This is a genomic window from Corallococcus sp. AB032C (assembly GCF_003668935.1).
In the GTDB taxonomy this organism is placed as follows: Bacteria; Myxococcota; Myxococcia; order Myxococcales; family Myxococcaceae; genus Corallococcus; species Corallococcus exiguus.
Genome location: NZ_RAWP01000012.1, coordinates 104,862 through 122,105, shown reverse-complemented (window position 1 = coordinate 122,105; position 17,244 = coordinate 104,862). Strand labels below are relative to the sequence as shown.

At 68.5% G+C, this 17,244-nt stretch carries 13 protein-coding genes; 2 read left to right on the top strand and 11 right to left on the bottom strand.

Annotated elements, in window-relative coordinates; all coding sequences use genetic code 11:
• Positions 1-5 precede the first annotated feature (5 nt).
• Positions 6-1,931, top strand: coding sequence for a hypothetical protein (locus tag D7X99_RS07860; protein ID WP_121777212.1), 1,926 nt, complete (start codon positions 6-8; stop codon positions 1,929-1,931).
• Complete coding sequence (locus tag D7X99_RS07855; RefSeq protein ID WP_121777211.1) at positions 1,928-4,051, top strand: hypothetical protein; 2,124 nt, start codon at positions 1,928-1,930, stop codon at positions 4,049-4,051. Before D7X99_RS07860 ends, D7X99_RS07855 begins: the two co-directional genes overlap by 4 nt.
• Before the next feature lie 7 nt (positions 4,052-4,058).
• Here D7X99_RS07855 and D7X99_RS07850 read toward each other — a convergent pair whose 3' ends face one another.
• The 11 genes from D7X99_RS07850 to tssC form a co-directional block, all read right to left on the bottom strand.
• Positions 4,059-4,571: a hypothetical protein gene (locus D7X99_RS07850; RefSeq protein ID WP_147476061.1), complete on the bottom strand. Its 513-nt coding sequence runs from the start codon at positions 4,569-4,571 to the stop codon at positions 4,059-4,061.
• A complete protein-coding gene (locus D7X99_RS07845) occupies positions 4,568-8,395 on the bottom strand; it encodes a type VI secretion IcmF C-terminal domain-containing protein (RefSeq protein ID WP_121777209.1) in 3,828 nt (1,275 codons plus the stop codon). The genes D7X99_RS07850 and D7X99_RS07845 overlap by 4 nt, the downstream gene beginning before the upstream one ends.
• A 1-nt stretch (position 8,396) precedes the next feature.
• Positions 8,397-8,714: a hypothetical protein gene (locus D7X99_RS07840; RefSeq protein WP_233613183.1), complete on the bottom strand. Its 318-nt coding sequence runs from the start codon at positions 8,712-8,714 to the stop codon at positions 8,397-8,399.
• Positions 8,711-9,352: a DotU family type IV/VI secretion system protein gene (locus tag D7X99_RS07835; RefSeq protein WP_121777208.1), complete on the bottom strand. Its 642-nt coding sequence runs from the start codon at positions 9,350-9,352 to the stop codon at positions 8,711-8,713. Before D7X99_RS07835 ends, D7X99_RS07840 begins: the two co-directional genes overlap by 4 nt.
• Positions 9,353-9,364: 12 nt before the next feature.
• Entirely contained in the window at positions 9,365-11,011 is a 1,647-nt protein-coding gene (locus D7X99_RS07830) for a type VI secretion system baseplate subunit TssF (protein ID WP_121777207.1), read from the bottom strand.
• Positions 11,012-11,063: 52 nt separating this feature from the next.
• The gene (locus tag D7X99_RS07825) at positions 11,064-11,690 is read right to left on the bottom strand and encodes a hypothetical protein (protein WP_120598871.1); all 627 of its coding nucleotides are present in this window, start codon (positions 11,688-11,690) and stop codon (positions 11,064-11,066) included.
• Between the two features lie 13 nt (positions 11,691-11,703).
• Complete coding sequence (locus tag D7X99_RS07820) at positions 11,704-13,377, bottom strand: hypothetical protein (protein WP_121777206.1); 1,674 nt, start codon at positions 13,375-13,377, stop codon at positions 11,704-11,706.
• Complete coding sequence (locus D7X99_RS07815) at positions 13,377-13,766, bottom strand: GPW/gp25 family protein (protein ID WP_120579044.1); 390 nt, start codon at positions 13,764-13,766, stop codon at positions 13,377-13,379. Before D7X99_RS07815 ends, D7X99_RS07820 begins: the two co-directional genes overlap by 1 nt.
• A gap of 5 nt (positions 13,767-13,771) precedes the next feature.
• On the bottom strand, positions 13,772-15,022 hold the full coding sequence (gene tssK / locus D7X99_RS07810) for a type VI secretion system baseplate subunit TssK (RefSeq protein ID WP_120579045.1): 1,251 nt from the start codon (positions 15,020-15,022) through the stop codon (positions 13,772-13,774).
• An 86-nt stretch (positions 15,023-15,108) separates the two neighbouring features.
• Positions 15,109-15,693 carry a hypothetical protein gene (locus D7X99_RS07805; RefSeq protein ID WP_120599257.1) on the bottom strand — a complete coding sequence of 195 codons (585 nt, stop codon included), beginning with the start codon at positions 15,691-15,693 and terminating at the stop codon, positions 15,109-15,111.
• A 55-nt stretch (positions 15,694-15,748) separates the two neighbouring features.
• Entirely contained in the window at positions 15,749-17,236 is a 1,488-nt protein-coding gene (tssC, locus tag D7X99_RS07800; protein ID WP_121777205.1) for a type VI secretion system contractile sheath large subunit, read from the bottom strand.
• Between the last annotated feature and the right edge of the window lie 8 nt (positions 17,237-17,244).

The window sequence follows — 17,244 nt, the reverse complement described above, 5'->3', positions numbered from 1 at the left end:
ACGCCATGACGCTCCTCTTCTCCGAAAAGCTGAAGTTGGAGCTCACCGTCACCGCGGGCGAGCAGGCCTTCGCCATTCCCGGTGGACAGGTGCGGGACTTCTCGCTGCGGATGACGCCCACGGGCTTCAGCTGCGAGCTGACGTTCTGGACCTCGCTGGAGAAGGCGGACGCGGCGCTGTTCACCGCGTTCAGCAAGCCGGACCTGGTGCGGGTGCGGCTGGCGCTGTCCGGCGTCTTCAACCCGCCGCCCACGCCGCTGGTGGTGCAGGGCATCGTCACGGAGAAGCGCGTCGGCGGCACCGCGCACGGCAACAAGGACAGCGTGGCGGTGGCCTTCCGCCAGTACACGGTCCTCTTCGAGGACCCCGCGCGAGTGCTCTGGAAGCAGCACCGCCCGGTGGAGCTGCACACGGCGAAGAAGCTGTCGGACCTGCTGGACGCGCACAAGCCCGGCGGCCTGCTGCTCACCTACGACTGGGACGCGCTGGAGGCGAAGCAGGCCCTGGTGTGCCTGGGCATCGGGGACGACCACGCGGCCGCGAGCTTCTACGACTTCGTCCTCTGGTTCGTGGACACGCGCGGCGGCGTGCTCACCTACGACAGCCCCAAGGACACGTACACCTTCTCCGCGAAGAAGCTGGCCACGGGCACCGTCACCGGACTCAGCCGCAAGCACGTGTCGCGCGTGGACGTGGAGATGCCGCCCGTCATCCGTCACAGCACGCGGGTGCTCAACGGCTTCGGGGCCGGGGCGACCACGGTGGCGCTGGAGCAGCCCCAGGCGGTGGCGGGCATCCAGCACGACATGCTGGTGCGCACGCCCATCGCGACGGAGGCGGAGCAGCGTCAGTCCGTGGAGAAGGGGCGCCTGCGCGTGCGCAAGCGGCGGCTGCGGCTGACGTTCCTGGACGTGCCGCCCATCGCGCTGCACCCGGGGGCGCTCATCAAGCTGGACGGCGGGCGGTGGAGCCCGGACCTCACGGGCCTGGGGGAAGACCATCGCGTCGCGGAGCTGGCCTTCGACGGCGTGGGGCTCCAGGCCGGTCCGCACGACGGGCAGCAGGAGACGATGCAGGGCTACACGGTCTCCCTGTCCGTGCTGCTGGAGCAGAAGTCGGATCCGGTGCCGGAGCTGCCCGCGTACCGGCCGCCCCGCTATCCCATCTACGTCGAGGGCAAGATGCACAGCCCCGGCGGCGAGGCCACGGACCGCATCTACCTGCAGGTGGATGATCAGAAGACGTCCGTGACGAACTACCGGGTGGCCATTCCCCTGTGGAACAAGACGGTGAGCGTGCCGGCGGAGCCTGGTGAGTTCCCGGGGGAGTTCTACTTCCCGCCGTACAAGAACGAGCGGGTGCTGGTGGCGCTGCACTTCGACCATGCGGCGCTGCACCGCTTCCTGGACTGGGGCGAAGGCGTGCGCATGCCCCAGGACAGCCAGGGCGATCAGATCCTCTTCGGCAAGAACGGCGCGAACCAGACGGCGCTCACGCACGACTTCAAGGACAACAAGCCGGTGTGGAACCTGGGACGGGTGAACTCCAACGACACGGAGATCATCCGCATGTCGGAAGGGCACCTGCTCATCCAGACGAAGGAGAACTCCGGCGGCGCCACCACGACGCCCACGTACGACGTGACGCCGCAGGTGGAGACGGCGAAGGGCGACCTCACTGCGGGCGTGGACGGCGCGGTGAGTGACGCGACGGCGGCGTACAAGGAGTCCTCGGCGGCGGTGAACTCCAAGCTGAACGCGGCGACGGAGGAGACGGGCGCGGCCCTCTCCGCCGCGGAGGCCCAGGTGAAGGGCAAGGCCGCTGAATCCCGCGCCAAACTCACTGGCGCGCTCAACGGCGTGGATGGCCAGACGGGCGCGCTCTCCGGCGCCGCCGCTGAAGCCAAGGCCGCGCTCACGGGGCTGAAATGAACGAGCTGCGCGCCACCGTGGCGAAGCACAAGTCTGCCGTGGAGGGCTTCGGCTCCGGCATCACGCCGCGCCTCGCCACCGCGAAGGGCGAAGTGGAGACCCTGGCCCAGGGCGTCGTGGAGCAGGTCGCCGCGCTCCGTCCCTCCATCAGCGCGTCACTGGGAGCGCTGCTCACGCAGGTGAACGCGACGAAGGTGACGCTGGCGGACCCCTCCCCTCGCTTCGACGCGCTGGCCACGGAGGTGGCGGGCCATCAGCAGACGCTGACCGCCTCCAGCACCACCGCGCGCACGCAGGCGGAGTCACTGGGGAAGGAAGCGACGGCGAAGAGCCAGGGGATGGAGGCGCAGGCGAAGTCGTCCGTGGAGTCGTCGCAGGGACAGCTCACCGCGCTCCAGCAGCAGGTGGCCCAGAAGTGCGACGCGGACAAGAAGTCCTTCGACGCGAAGCTCGCGAAGCGCAAGGGCTCCAAGGAGGAGACGGAGGCCCGCCGCGCGCAGGGCTACGCGCTGATTGATCAAACGCGCTCGCAGCTCACGCAGGACCTCACGGGCGTGGGGTCCACCCTCACGGCGGCGCTGGCGGCGGTGCTGGTGCGGCTGACCACGTCGCGCGACGCGGCGACGGGCCGGAGCACCCAGCTCACCTCCACGCTGGACGGCGCGGTGAAGAACCCCGTGAGCGCGCTGAAGACGCTGCACCAGGAGATCCTCAACGCGGGCACCACGGCGAAGGACACCCACAAGCAACAGCAGTCCGTGCTGGAGGGCCAGCGCAAGACGCTGGTGGATCAGCTGATGGCCGCGGCGGCGGCGGCGGCCGCCATCGTGGATCCGCTGGACACCCAGGTGGCCCCGTCGCTGACGGCGGGCAAGACGCAGGCGGACGGGGCGCTGGACACGCTGGGCAAGACGATTGGCGGCCAGGTGGCCAGCGTCACGGCGCAGCTCACGGCGGTGGAGAAGCTCATCGAGCAGGTGCAGAAGCAGGTGGAGGCCGCCATCAAGACGGTGAGCGGCACCATCGACAGCGTGGTGCAGGGCGCGCTCACGGCGGTGGAGACCGTCAAGGCGCCGCTGAAGGCCACGCTGGAGGCGGCCTTCACCACGCTGGACACGCTGGTCGCGACCATCAGCGCCCTCAAGCAACAGGTGATGGCGCTGTTCGAAGCGCTGCCGCAGATGCTCGAGCAGCTCCAGACCCTCTTCCAGCAGATCGTCGGCTCGCTGGAGTCGCTGCTGGAGCGGGCCATGGGCCTCCTGGACGCCATCCCGGCCGCGGACCTGCCCAAGCCGCTGGTGAACCCCGCGGTGCAGGGCATCAGCCAGGTGGTGGGGCAGATCACCACGCAGCTGGGCACCCTCTCCTCTCAAGTGGGCACGCAGCTGCAGGCGGTGCAGAAGACCATCGTGTCGCAGGTGGAGACGGTGCAGACCCAGGCCCAGACGCAGATCGACACGGCCACGACACAGGCCGTGACGCAGATGGGCTCGCTCACCCAGTCCATCCTCCAGGGCATCGAGCAAGCCACCGCGCAGGTGGGCCAGATTGTCGCCGCGGCCGTCACGCAGATTGGCACCGTGAAGGACCAGGGCGTGCAGCAGATTGAGACCATGAAGCAGCAGGTCGCCGCCCGGGTGACGCCGCTGGACACGCAGGTGCCCCAGCGCCTGGAGGCCCTGGACGCACAGGTGGGCTCCGGCATCGACGCGGCGGTGCAGGCCATGCAGACGGCGCGAGACTCAGCGGAGGGCCAGGTGACGTCCGCCAAGGGCCGGCTGGACTCGCAGCTGGGCGGCACGAAGACGTCCGTGGCGGCCGGGCTGACGTCGCTGGAGCAGGCTCGCAAGAGCGCGGACACGTCGCTCGCCACCCAGGCGGACTCGGCGCTCGCGGCCTTCAAGCAGCGCGCGGAGGGCCTGAAGACGGGCGCCCAGACGCAGGTGGACTCCGTCTCCACCCAGGCCACGGGGCAGAAGCCCCAGCTCCTCTCCCCGCTCGACGCGATTGGCACCCAGCTCCAGGGGGGCGCCTTCGCCAAGCCGGTGACGGCGGCGAACGGCCGGGTGACGTCCGCGCTCAACGCGCTGGGGCCCCAGCTGGACGCGCTCGCGTCCTAGCCGGCTCCTACTTGGGAGAGGCCAGGGTCACCGGCGGCTCGGGCGCCTTGGGCGCTTCCGGGGCCTTGGGCGGGCCGACCGGGGCCGGCTCGGAGTCCTGGGCGGACAGGCTCTTCTGCAGGTCCGTGCGGATGCGGCTCTCCTGCAGCTCGATGTCCACCGTCTTGGGCACCGGCACGTCCAGCAGCGCCTGCCACGCGCCGTTGGGCGTGGTGAAGAGGAAGCTCACCGCCACCGCCTGCTCCGGCGGCAGGGGGATCTTCACCTGCTTCGTCCGGCTCGGGTAGATGACCACCGTCTGAAGCACGGAGTCGTCCGGGCTGATGACCTTGGCCGCGACGTCCGCGTAGCCTTCCGTCATCGACGTCTTCGACACCGTGCGGATGAGCATGTACAGCGGCCGGCCCTGGTTGGTGCCCGCGGGCGCATTGACGTTCACCGTCAGGCTGGGCGCCGCGCAGCTCCCCACCACCACCGCTGTCACCAGACCCGCCGCCAGCCTCACGCTCCTGTCCTTCATGGCACCACCCCACGGAATGGCGCCCAAGGCTCGCCGCGCAACCCGAAGCTGATCTCCAGCACCTTCTCGTTCGCCGCCAACCCGCGACCCGGCAGCACCCACACCACGTTCGACTGGTCCGTCAGCGTCGCGGACTCCAGCAGGCGGAAGCAGTTCCAGGACGACTCGGACATCTCCATGGAGCGGTAGCGCTTTCCATCCCGCTGCGGCGAGCGCAGCTCCACGCCGATGGACGACGGCTGCGGGCTCCACCAGCTCAGGGGGAACTCACCCCACGCCGGCCGCTGGTTGAAGCCGAACGAAGCCGCCCCGCCGCACTTCAGGAACGACAGCGTCACGAAGCTGTCCGGCGTGGGCGCCGTCGGCAGCGGCAGCGGACGCACCTGCATGGCGATGGGCCGGGCCTTGCCCTCGTCGTCCCACAGGAGCTTCGACAGGCGGCCCAGCTGGCCCAGCGCGGAGAGCATGCGCGGCGGCAGCAGCAGCCGGGACTTCAGCGGATAGCGCACCGACCAGTCCGTCCCGCGCTCCTCCACCACCGGCGCCAGCACCTGCGTGACGAAGCCCCAGAAGGCCCCGTCCTTGCGGCGCAGCACCTCCAGCTCCACCGGATCCACTTCCAGCGACGCGCTGGGGTTGAACGGATAGCGCTTCACCAGCGGGTCCAGCGTGCGGCGGGCCTGGTAGGTCCACTGCTCCGCGATGACGCGCTCCAACTCCGAACGGCCCCGGTTGCGCACGACGATGAAGGGCTGGCGGAACGGCTGACGGAACTCGCCCACCAGGCCGTGCTGATCCAGCCACGCGTCCACCCGGCGCAGATACGAGTCCTCCTCCTCCAGCAGCATGCTCAGCGCCACGCGCCCCACCGGCGACAGCATCTCCGCCAGCTGCGACCCCGCCGAGGACGCCGTCGCGCCAGCGGCTCCAGGCGCCGCGGGATCCTTGGGCGCCGCGGGCTTCGCGGCCGCGGGCTTCGCGCCGGACAACTCCTGCTGCAGCTGCGACACCAGCGTGGTGTAGGCCGCCAGCTCTACAATCGCGCCGCTCTTGTCCGGCGTCATCAGCTGCACGATCGGCTTGAAGGGCGCCACCGCGTCGCGCATGGGCGCGTAGTACTCGCTCTCCAGCGGACCCACGCCGGCGCGGGTGGCCACGTCGCGCAGCATCGCCTCCAGCGGCGATGACGGCTGCAGCAGCACGGACAGGTCGCTGGACAGCGAGCCTCGCGGCGTGGTGCGGAAGCGGTAGCCCCGGTAGGTCGCGTAGAGGTCCTGGCCGTAGCGCTTCGCGAAGGTCTGCACCTTGCCCTGCACGAAGGTGGCGCGCTCCACGGCCTCCTCTCGCGACAGGCTGGACTTGGCGAGCCGCTCCGTGAACTCGTCCACCAACGGGGCCAGCTGCGCATCGAAGGCGGCCTTGCCCAGCACCTTGCCCACCACCGGAACCTGCCCGCTGGCGAACTCCGTGTCGTCGTCTCCCACCCCTTCGGTCGCCACTTCCGACGTCGTCTCGCCCGCGCGCGGGTTGAACGAATCCGCGTTGAACGGCGTGCGACCCGTCTCCTTCAGCGAGCGCAGCGTCTTGTCCAAGAGCTGCCGCGACACGTCCATGGGACGGAACTCGAAGTCGCGCCGGAGGACCTCCACCTGGTAGCGCGCGTCGCCGTCGCTGGGGGCGAAGAGGCCATCCGCGCGGGTGAGCAGCTCCGCGGGAGTCATGCGGGCGGCGGCGCGCAGGGCGGCGTCCGTTTCGTCCTCCATGCGCAGGATGGCCTCCAGCGTCTGGCGGTTCTGGCGCAGCCAGTCCAGCGAGTCCAACAGGCTGCCCACGCCCTTCAGCTGGCTGGCGTCCGGCTCCGCGTCCGACGCGTTGATGAGGTCCATCACCTTGCGGGCGGAGCTGTACGGCGCGCTCTCCGCCAGCGAGGCGCGCAGGCGCTCACGGTCATCCGCCAGCGCGCGCCAGCGGGCCAGGTCCAGCTCCTTCGCGGCCAGCGTGTCCTGCAACTGCATGAAGTGGTCGCGCCACGGGCCCAGCAGGCCGTCCATCGTCAGCCAGGCGAAGGGCCAGCGCGTCCAGGGGACGTTCTCGTCGAAGGGCTTGTCGCTGGCGATGACGTAGTTGGCGATCATCGGCTCCGCCAGGCCCATCGCCTCCAGCCAGTTGTGCTCCTGGTCGGTGCTGGCCAGGCTCAACCCGAAGGCCTCCGTCGTCCACCCCAGCTGCTTCTTGTGCGTCCCGTGCACGCTGCGCAGCACGAACTGGCCCAGGTCCTCCTTGCGCGAGGCGTAGAGCACGCCCAGCGTGTAGAGCACCTGCTCCGGACGGCACAGCGTCTCCATGTGACAGCTGTCATCCACTGGGGACGCCGGGATCAGCGGCGTGGCGCGCGTGCCCCGGCTGGCGAAGGCGGGGGCGGGCTGGCAGCCGGGAATCAGGCTCGGGCAGCGCCGGCACTGGTCCTGGCACTTCTCCAGCATCGGCTTCAGGTAGGACATCCGGATGCTGCGCGCGAGCCGCGCCCGCAGCTCCTCCCACTCGTCGGTGAAGCTGTGGGTCAGGGGCGGCCAGAAGCGCGTGGCGCCCCAGAGGTCCTCCATCGCCTTCACCGCGTCGGTCGTCTGGGACTCCACCACGGAGCCGGACACGCTCTGGTTGCGATCCTCCAGCCGCTGCACCGTCACCTGGAACACGTCCAGCTTGTCCTGCGCGCGCATCAGCAACCGGTAGAAGTGCCCGTACGCCAGCAGCACCGGCAGGCACCCCACCGCGAGGATGGCCGCGCACCGGCGCAGGTGCGTCCAGCGGTAGTCCCGGACGAGCAGCTCCGCCGGTTGATCCGCCTGCACCGCCAGCGCCCCGGTGGGCTGGGCATCCGCCCCTCCCGCGGACAGGTACACGCGCTGGAGCTTCAGCGGGTACGCCAGCGAGCCGCCCTCCAACAGCGTGGACACGAAGCGCCCCAGCGCCGCGAACGCCTCGCCACCGCGCGAGTAGAAGGCCGCCAGCCGCTCGAACGCGTCCGGCGACAGCGAGGTGAGCCCCAGCGCCAGGTACTTCTCCATGGGCTGGAGCGCTTCCCCCAGCTCCCCTTCCCTGCCGGGTGGCGGCACCGTCAGTTCCAGCGGCACGCCGTTCTTGCGCAGCAGCTGCGCGAAGTCCGCGTAGCCGTCCAGCGTGTCCATGTGCGTGAGGACCAGCCGCGTCTCCACGGGTGACTGGCACACCTCCGACAAGAGATTGACCTTGCCGCGCAGCAGCTGGGTGACGCGCTTCACCTCGTCCGGAGACGTCTCCAGCAGCCAGTTGACCTTCAGGACGATGACGGCGCGGCCCACGTGCCGGCGCCCGAAGGTGGCCTTCCACAGCCGGCGCAGCGCACGCCGCGCGTGGCGCGAGTCGTCCTCCAGCACGGGCGCGGCCAGCTCCTGCACCACGACCTCCGGCCCCAGGAACATCTTGAGGAGCGGGTCGTCCGTGTAGCTGGGCATGAACTGGCGCTGCTGCCGCTCCCAGTCCACCTCCGCTTCGATGAGGTCCGACTTGCCGCTGCCCGCCGGGCCCAGCACCACCAGCGTGGGGAAGTCCCGCACGGACGCGCGGAAGCGCCACGGCAGCTTCGCCAGGAACTGCTTGCGGATGGCCAGCAGCTGCCCGGCCGCCAGCGGCTTCTGCTCGCCCGCGAGCGACGGGCCGCGCTGCTGCCGCTTGCGCCACCAGAGCGTCACGCCCACGCCAATGGCCGCGAGCACCACCACGATGCCCAACACGAGCACCCAGTGGGCCTTCAATGCCGCCAGCATGGACTGGAGCGCGCCCACGTCAGCCGCCGCTCCTTCCGCCCGGCTTCACAGCGAGCTGGAGCGCTTCGAGGACATCCTCCGCCTCCTCCAGCGTGGATGTCAGCTTCGCGCGCAGCTTCTCCTGCTCCTGCGGCGACGGAAGCATTCCATCCCCCGGTGGATCCAACGTCACCAGACCCTCGCGCACGGAGTCCAGCAGCGGCTGCACGCCCTCCTTCAGCGACCCCAGCTCCGAGCCCACCTGCTGCTCCAGCGCGTCCAGCAGCGCGAGCGTCTTGGGTGGAGCCTTGGGAGCCGGCGCGGGAGGCCGTGCGTCGTGTGTCGGGAAGGGCCTCAATTGGAGACCCACCACAGGAAGATGGGCAGCCCCAGCACGATGGCCGCCGTCACGGCGTAGTAGTGCACCGGAAAGTCATAGACGGTGGGCACCGCCGCGGGCACCACCGGCGCGGACGGCGCCATGGCCGCCGGCTGCGGGATGCGCTCGGAGATGCGGTCCTTGAGTTCGCGGATGCGCTCCGGCTGCCCCACGAGGCGGCCCGTGAAGCCCGCAGCCAGACAGAAGCGGATCATCTCGAAGACGATGGGGGGCGTATCGTTGCGACGCAACTTCTCTTCCACGAAGTCGTAGAAGAGGTCTCCGCCTGCATCAACCTGAAACAGGTTCTGCTGCAGGAGCGGCCAGAGATGTTGCTCCGCGTCCGCCAGCCGCCGCAGCACCCACTCATCGAGGAAGTAGACGAAGGGACGGATCAAATCCTCCACCTCGTCCGGGCGCATGTCCGCGCCGAACGCGGCGCGCAGGCGCTCCAGCTCCACCATCAGCGCCTGCTCCAGGTGGCCCAGTGCCTCCGGCCCCACCCTGCCCTGCGGCCGGCGCGCACCGGGGGCGGGCTCGGCGGGCAGTGCCCGGTCGAGGAGCTGGCGCACGCGACGCTGCGTGGCCAGGAGTGAGTTCCAATGCTCCAGTTTCATGCGTGTGTTTGTCTATGTTGGAAGCTGTAGCGGTCCCAATCCCGCCACCGAGGCCTTGAGATCAACAGTCGCCTCGTTGTTCCAAGCATCAAGCAGGTCCCTCAACTGCTCAAGAAAGCAGATGACGACAGGCTCGAAGCTTTGGTCGAAGGGCTCCATCACGGCCTCGTAAGCGTGGCGGATCCCCGAACCCTTGAGCGCGCTGTCGGGCACCACACTGAACTTCAACTCCTTGAGCCATGGAAGGACGCGGCGGAACGGGCTCTCCGCGGGGGTCCCCAGGTGACCCAGCAGGGCGACCACCTCGTCGCGGCCCAGCGTGGGCTTGGCCTTCCACGCGAGGAATTGGGTCAACGCCTCGACATCATCCCGTAGCACGCTGTCGCGGTGTGGCTGGAGGCTGCCCACCGTCTGCCATTTCAAGCCTTCGATGTGACGGCCCGGCACGGACACCTCCACCCTGCCCGCCGCCTGTGCGGAGAACTGCGGCTGGTGCCACAGCGCCTCCAAGACAATCTTTCGCGGCGCCGTGAAGGCCTCTGGCATGCGCACGATGAGGCTCTGCCGGGACGCGAGCTTCTCGTCGAAGGTCTCGTCCACCTCGTAGCTGGGGCCCTTGCCGGGCAGGAATGCGGGCCGCAGCGGGGCCAGGCCCGCCTTGGTCATCTCGAAGACGCCCGTCACCGAGTGCAGGGTGAACTCGCGCCCCGCGCTCATGCTGATGATGGGGTGCTCCGCGCGCGTGCCGTCCGCCACCACCACCTGCGCGGGCTCCGCCTTGAGGTTCACCACCGGCACGGTGAAGAGCTGGAAGAAGTCCGGGTGCAGCGAGCGGCCGACGTTCCAGTCCTTGTCCAGGTCCAGGCAGATGCAGAACCGCATCCAGGAGCTGCCGCGCGGCGGCGGCACCTTCACGTGCACGAAGAGCTGCTGCTCCGGGAACTGGAAGAACGCGCGCAGGCGCTGGAACGGGTGCGCGTAGAGGCCGCTGTCGTCCGGCGCGGGCGGGTCGCGGTTGAAGGACACCTCGCAGGGGCTGCCCACGGAGTGCTCATCCGCCTCTTCGTCGTAGACGACGCTCACCTGTTTCACGTGCTTGCGCAGCGCATGAAACACCGCCAGCGACGAGCGGTAGTCGTCCAGGTGCCGCACGTGCAGGCTGAGCACGTCGATGGCGTCCTTGCGCGCGAAGCGGGACTCGAAGCGGAGGATGAGCCGGTGGCCGCTGCGCACCTGCGGCACCACGTCCGTGCCCTTGAGGAAGATGGGCAGCACGCGCAGGTCGCGCTGGAGCCGGAAGGAGCCCGCCACCCCTTCCGCGGGCGTCAGGCGCAGCTCCGTGCCCCGGGTGAGGAGCACCGGCTCCACCATCTTCTCCGTGGGCACGGCCTGCGCCATGGCGGTGGCGGGCACGGGCTCCAGGAGGAAGTCGAAGAAGCCCGCGAACAGCCGGCGCCAGGTGGAGCGCAGGTTGTGCAGGGTGGCGTGCCGCGTCTGGACGGAGAAGAACGCCATCGCCTCGATGAGGCGGCGCACGTCCGGGTCCTCGCGATCCAACGGAGCCGCCGGGTGCCGCTCCTGGAAGCGCTGACGGAAGCGCTCCAGCCCGTCCAACTCCGACAGGAAATCCAGGTAGATCTTCTCAGAGAAGTCCTTCACCGCCCGCTCTCCCGCCGTACGTCTGTCGTTGCCATGTGTGAGTCAGTCGTCTTCAGCCCAGCTTCACCAGGGTGCCGCCCACGCTGGTGATGGAGCCCTTCAGGTTCGCCATGCCGGAGCTCTCCAAATCGAGCTTGCCGGTGCCGGACACCTTGGTCATCGCGCCGGACATCTCCGCCTGCGTCTTGCCGGCGAGCTTCAGCGTCACGCCGTCCACCTTGGCCTCGCCGCCGGACGTGACCATCTCCGCGCCCATGTTGCCCTTCATGGCCAGCTTGGACGTGGCCTCGATGTTCACGTTCGCGCTGGAGGACAGCTTCGCGTCGCTGGTGGCCGTCTGCGTGAGCTTGGCGCTCGTCTTGAGCGTCATGTCCTTGGTGCTCTCCACCGTGAACGTGTCCTGGCTGTTCCACTTGGAGACGCCCTTGGACTTCATCGTGATGGTGTCGGTGTCGAACGTCAGGTCCTTCACCGTCACCACGATGCTGTCCTGCTTCTGCACGTAGGTGCTCGTCTCCTGCGGGCCCTTCACCGTGATGGTGATGCTGGTGCCGTCCATCACGATGGTCTGGGTGATCTGATCATCCCCGTTGTCGACCTGGACGGTGATGCCCCCCTTCTTGTCCAGTTCGATCTTGCAGACCAGCGTTCCTGCCGCTCCCGGTCCTGAAGCTCCCATCGTCCCTCCCGCCTCAGGCGGACTCTTCCTTTACCAGGATGAGCAGGTTGCCTTCCTTGAGCTCGACCTTCTCCGTGTCGCTCTCGTTCGTGCGCTGCAGGCGCCACAGCGGCTTGTTGTCCTCGTAGAAGTGCCTCATGGACGTGCCGCTCGTCGTGGTCTTGCCGACGAGCAGGTGCACGCCCTGTCCGTCCGAGGGCAGCCGCGCGCCCGCTCGCCAGTCCAGGTTGCGCTTGAGCCACGCGCGCAGGAAGTCCAGCGCCACCAGCACCCGGGCGCCCTTGTAGGCCGGGAAGTAGAAGTGCCCCGGCTGGAGGTTCGCGTTGAAGGGCACCTGGATGATCTGGTTGGCGAAGAGCGGCAGCTTCACCTTGTAGCTGTCCAGCGAAGTGGCGTCGTCCGTGTACGCCTGCCAGGTCTCGTCCTTCTTCTCGCCCACCTCGCTGACGATGAGCCCCTCCACGAAGCGCGGGAACACCGGCGCGGTGAAGGGCGGCAGATCCGTGTGCAGTTCGGCCTTCTTCTCCAGCCGCGTGGTGAACGAGATGAGATAGCGGCTCTCCGGCTTGGGTCGGCGCGTGGGCTCCTCCCCTTGCTCGCCCGCCGGGATCTCCCCCTCCTCCACGGGCAGCGGATCCGCGCGCAGGTGCATCCGGCGCACCCGGAAGTCCTGCGTGACCGGCACGCCCGCCGCCGTCCAACCGGCGGTGTCCGGCACCTTCACCAGCGCGCCCGGAGCGAAGGCCACCGCTGGGAAGCGGTTCCAGGTGAGTTCCACCTCCAGGCCGCGCACCTTGAGGCGGGCCGTCTCCAGCGTGGCGCGGGCCTGCACGTCGTCCGCGATGTCCGTGCGCAACAGCACGTCCTGACGGACGCCGGTGACGGCCTGGGCGTTGGTGATGGCCTGGTTCTTGGGGCTCTCCGCGGCCGCGTTGAGGATGGCCACGTCGTGGCGCGCGACCTCCGGGAACACCACCGACACGCGGTCCACGTCCGCCGCGCGCAGCGTGAGGGGCGTGGGGCTGGCGTCCTTCGCCGCGCGCAGCTGATAGCCCTGCGCCGTGTAGTCGTACGCCAGCGCGCCGTTGCGCGTGTGCACGAACCAGACGACGAAGTCGTAGAAGCTGGCGCCGGACTCCGGGGACAGGCCCAGGAAGATGAGCGGCAGCGTCTTGGCCAGCTGCGCGTCCCACTCGTTGGCCAGGGTGATCTTGTCGCCCTTGTGCGCGTCCAGCACGTCCTGGAGCGTCTTCTGCGTGTAGAGCACGCACGGGTAATGCTGCTTCCACAGGAGCCGCGCGGGGTCCACGAAGCGCACGGTGTAGTGCCGGTAGGTGATGCCCGCGCCCTTGGCCTGGGCGACGCCCTCCTCCGTGAGGGACTTGTCCTGCACCAGCCCCTTCACCTTCAGCGACGTGAAGGTGGGCTTCGTCGCCGTATCGGAGTGCACGGCCTTCAGCTCCAGCGCCACCTCCACCAGGTCCGGCTTGAGGAAGTCCGCGAGCAGCTTGTCCTGCTTCTGTCCGCCGTGGCCCGTCTCGTCGAGCACGCGGAACTCCACCCTCCCCTCGTGCCCCCAGCCGTGCAGGTCCAACTCGAAGGCGAGCACGTCCGCCGAGGGGATGGCGTGCGCCGTCCCGCCGATGGTGAGCGTCAGGCCCAGGTCCAGGCGGTCGGCGAAGGCCATCAGGTGTCCTCCGCCTGCACGCGCACCCGGCCGGTGGTGGAGTGGAACAACAGCGACAGGTGACACGGCTGCCCGTTGAAGGTGCCCTTGCAGTCGAAGTACAGCCACAGCGAGCTGTCGCGGCCGCGCAGCTTCACTTCCGGCCCCACCAGCCGGGGCTCGTGCTGCGTGACTTCCTGCTGGATCTCCGCGGTGAGCGCCTCCACCAGCTCGCGCGTGCCCAGCTTCTCCGTGTACCCGCCCAGCCCGAAATCATGCATGAAGAAGCCGTAGCCCTTCTTCGTGTTGAGCACGGCTTCGATGTTGCGCATCACGTGCTCCAGGCTGTCGCGCGAGTTGGTGCGCTCCCTGCGGGTCGCGAACTTGTCCAGGAACGGTGCGCGCGCCATGGCGACTAGCTCCTCCGCCAGAACAGCGACGTCTGGGCGCCCCGGAGCGCGGGCGTCACGTAGAAGGCCAGGCCGTCCTCGCGCAGCGCGTGCTGCCACTCCTCGCCGTTGCTCAGCAGGTACCAGTCAATCTCCGGCCCCAGCGCGTGCGGGAAGGACGGATACGGCACGTGCTTGAACGGCACGCCCTTCAGGGCCTGGCGGCGCACCAGCGGCAGCCGCGTGGGGCTGGCCAGCTTCACGCCGTCCAGCGGCGTGCGCTCGCCGGGCTGGGTGCGCTGCACCAGGAGATAGGCCTCGCTGGCGGAGCGGATCTCCGGCGGCAGCGGCGTCATCTGGTACTGCCCTTCCTTCGCCTGGAAGGCCTTGTGCGTGGAGCGCGTGGCCTCGGGCTGGAAGCTGCGCTGGAGCAGGCGGATCCACCCGCCCAGGGCCTCGTTCAGCCCCTCGTGCTGGTACACCGGCATCTGCTCGTCCGGGAGCATCTCCAGGTAGCAGCACGCCTCGAAGTACAGCCGGCGAAGCGCGTCGAACAGGTGGTACGGGTGCACGTACACCTGCCGGAACATGTCCCGGCGCAGCGCGATGAGCCGCTGCACTTCAAAGAGCGCCCGGCGCGCGTTGGTGAGCCGGTCCGTGCGCAGGTACGTGTCCGAGATGTTGGTGAGCAGCTGCTGGCGCACCTGATCCAGCAGATCATCCAGCGTGGAGAGCAGCTTCTCCAGGAAGGGGTTGGGCCCCACGAGCAGGAGCGCGGGCACCCAGTCCGCGGACGTGTGCCACGCGCCGTCCTCGTCCTGCGACACGGCGGCCAGCCCCAGGGACGCGACGGTCCCGTCCAGCACCGGCTCCGTGGACAGTTGCAGCTTGTGCAGCACGCGCTGGATGACCGGCGGATCATCCGCGTACAGGCGGATGCCCTCCGCGCTGACGGTCTCCTTCAGCACGTGCAGGTAGACGATGAACTCCGTCTTGCCGACGGCTTCCAGCGACAGCGGAGCGATGACGGAGTTGCCCGGGACGTCCATCAGGTCCCCGGCCTTGGTGACGACGGTGAGCGCGGAGATGGACAGGCTGCCGCTCTGGAGGAGCGACTCGTTCCAGGCCATGTTCGCGATGCCGTACGACGGCAGGCCGGACAGGGTGGCATGGAGGCGGATCTCCGCGTCCAGCGCGTCCTCCTGCGCGACGAAATGCTCCGGAAGAAGCGTCTGGCCTACGTGCCAGCGGACCCGTGCGAGCTTGTACCGCTGCATACGCCGTTCTTTCCTTCCACCCGCCTGACCCAGGCCGGGAGCGAGACCTGCTCCCAGCCCGGTTTAGACTCAGACCGCGGCCAACGCTACTTGGCGGCCGCTTCGGTGATGCCCCACTTCTTCGCGATCTTCTTGGCGGACGAGGTCGCCAGGTTCAGCGACTGCTCGGCTGCCTGCGGCTTGATGCCAATCTGGAACGTGAAGTTCTTGGGAGACTGGACCTCGCGCGACTCGTTGTCCGCGACGGACATGTTCAGGTCGTCGCCGTTCTTCTCGAGCAGGCCCTTCATCTCCGCGTCCAGGAAGTTGGACTTGAAGTACTTCTTCCCGATGGGGTCGTACTCGTAGATGACGTACTTGAAGTTGACTTCAATGTTGCTGAAGTTGCCCAGCAGCATCTCCGCCACCTTCTGCTTGTTCGCCACCGACACCTGGCCGGAGAAGTACATGGCGTCCGTCACGCCCGTCTCCCACAGGTAGTGGTTGAGCACCGCGACGACCTTGTCGCCGATGGCCGCGTCCGGGTTCTCAGGATCCTTGATGGTCTCCTGATCCGGCGCCAGGGCCTGGCCACCAATGGTGATGGCGGTGATGTAGCCCACGGGGGACTGCTTGTCCTTCTTGAAGTTGAAGCCCTGATACACGTCCAGGTTCCGCGAAAACTGGGGCATCTGTCACTCCAGGGTAAGCGGGGCAGGCACTCACCTGCCCCAGGTGGGATGCGGCTTAACCGAGCCGCGACTCGAGCATCAGCTCCACGTTGAGGCCTTCGAACTGGATGTGCGGGAGCACGGCCAGCTTGCAGTCGTACCAGCCGATCTCACCGGGACGCGGGAACACCGCCACGCTGCTCGCCTTGAACGGGAAGCGGCGCACGGTGAGGTCGTCCGGGTTGGCCACGGTCGTGACGTAGTTGGACAGCCACGAGTCCAGCTGGCGCTGGATGTAGGGCGCGTCCGCCGTGTTGCCGATGTTGTCGCGCATGATGCACTTCACGTAGTGCGCCAGACGCGTGATGGAGAACGTGTAGGCCAGGTTCGTGACGAGCTGCGAGTTCTCCGAGTCCTTGGGGTCCTTGAACGTCTTGGCGACCTTGGCGGACTGGGTGCTGAAGAACGTCGCGTCGCTGGAACCCTTGCGGTACACGAGCGGGATGAAGCCGCTGCGCGCGAACTCGTACTCGCGGTAGTCCGGGATGGCGATCTCCACCGGGGCCTTGATCTCCTCCTGGCCGCGCAGGGAGAACGTGTCCACGGGCAGGCCGGAGATGAGGCCACCGCCCTTGGGGCCGCGGATGGACTGGCACCAGCCGCTGATCTCGAACGCCTTCACCATGTTGCGCGCGAGCAGGATGGCGGAGTTGCCCCACAGGTACTTGTCGGAGTCGCCGCGCGCCGTCTCGGTGAAGTTGAGGACGTCGCAGGGGTTCTTGTCCGGGTGCCAGGGCAGGCGCAGCACGTAGCGCGGGAAGGTCAGGCCCACGTACGCGGCCTCCTCCGTGTCGCGGAACGCGTTCCAGCGGCCGAACCGCGGGTGGGCGAGCACGCCCTCCAGGTTCTTGATGGCCTCCATCTCCTCGATGGTCTCGCAGCCGAAGAACTTGTGGTTCACGGCGGAGATGAACGGCGCGTGCGCGGCGTTGGAGACCTTGGCCATGCGCTGCAGCCAGGTGAGGTCCGCGGGCGACGAGGAGAAGTCGTACAGGCCGACGATGGCGCCGAAGGGACGGCCACCGTACTGGTCGTACTCCTGGATGTAGACCTTGTCGAACAGCGCTCCGGCGAAGATGTTGCTGGAGTTGTTCTCGAAGTCCTCCGCCAGCTCATCCTTGGCGACGTCCAGGATGTCGATGGCGATGTTCGCCTTGAAGTTGGTGTGGTCGACCAGGTCCTCCAGGCCGCGCCACGTGGACTCCAGCTTCTGGAAGGTGTCGTTGTGGAGGATCTCGTTCATCTGCACGTCGATCATGCGATCGATGCGGCTGATGACGTCCAGCACCTGGCCCTTGTCGAAGCGGGCGGTGTTGTCCGGGCCCTCCACGGGGGCCACGTTCTGCAGCAGCGCGGCGACGCTGGAGAGAAAGCGGCTCTCCAGGGTGACCTGCTGCTCGTCGCCCGCGGGCGCGAAGTTGGTGGTGATCATCGGCGCCGATTCCTGGGGCGGATCGAGCCGGACGCTGGTGAACAGGCGCTTCAGGTAGGTGGTCTCAGCCATGGCGGAGT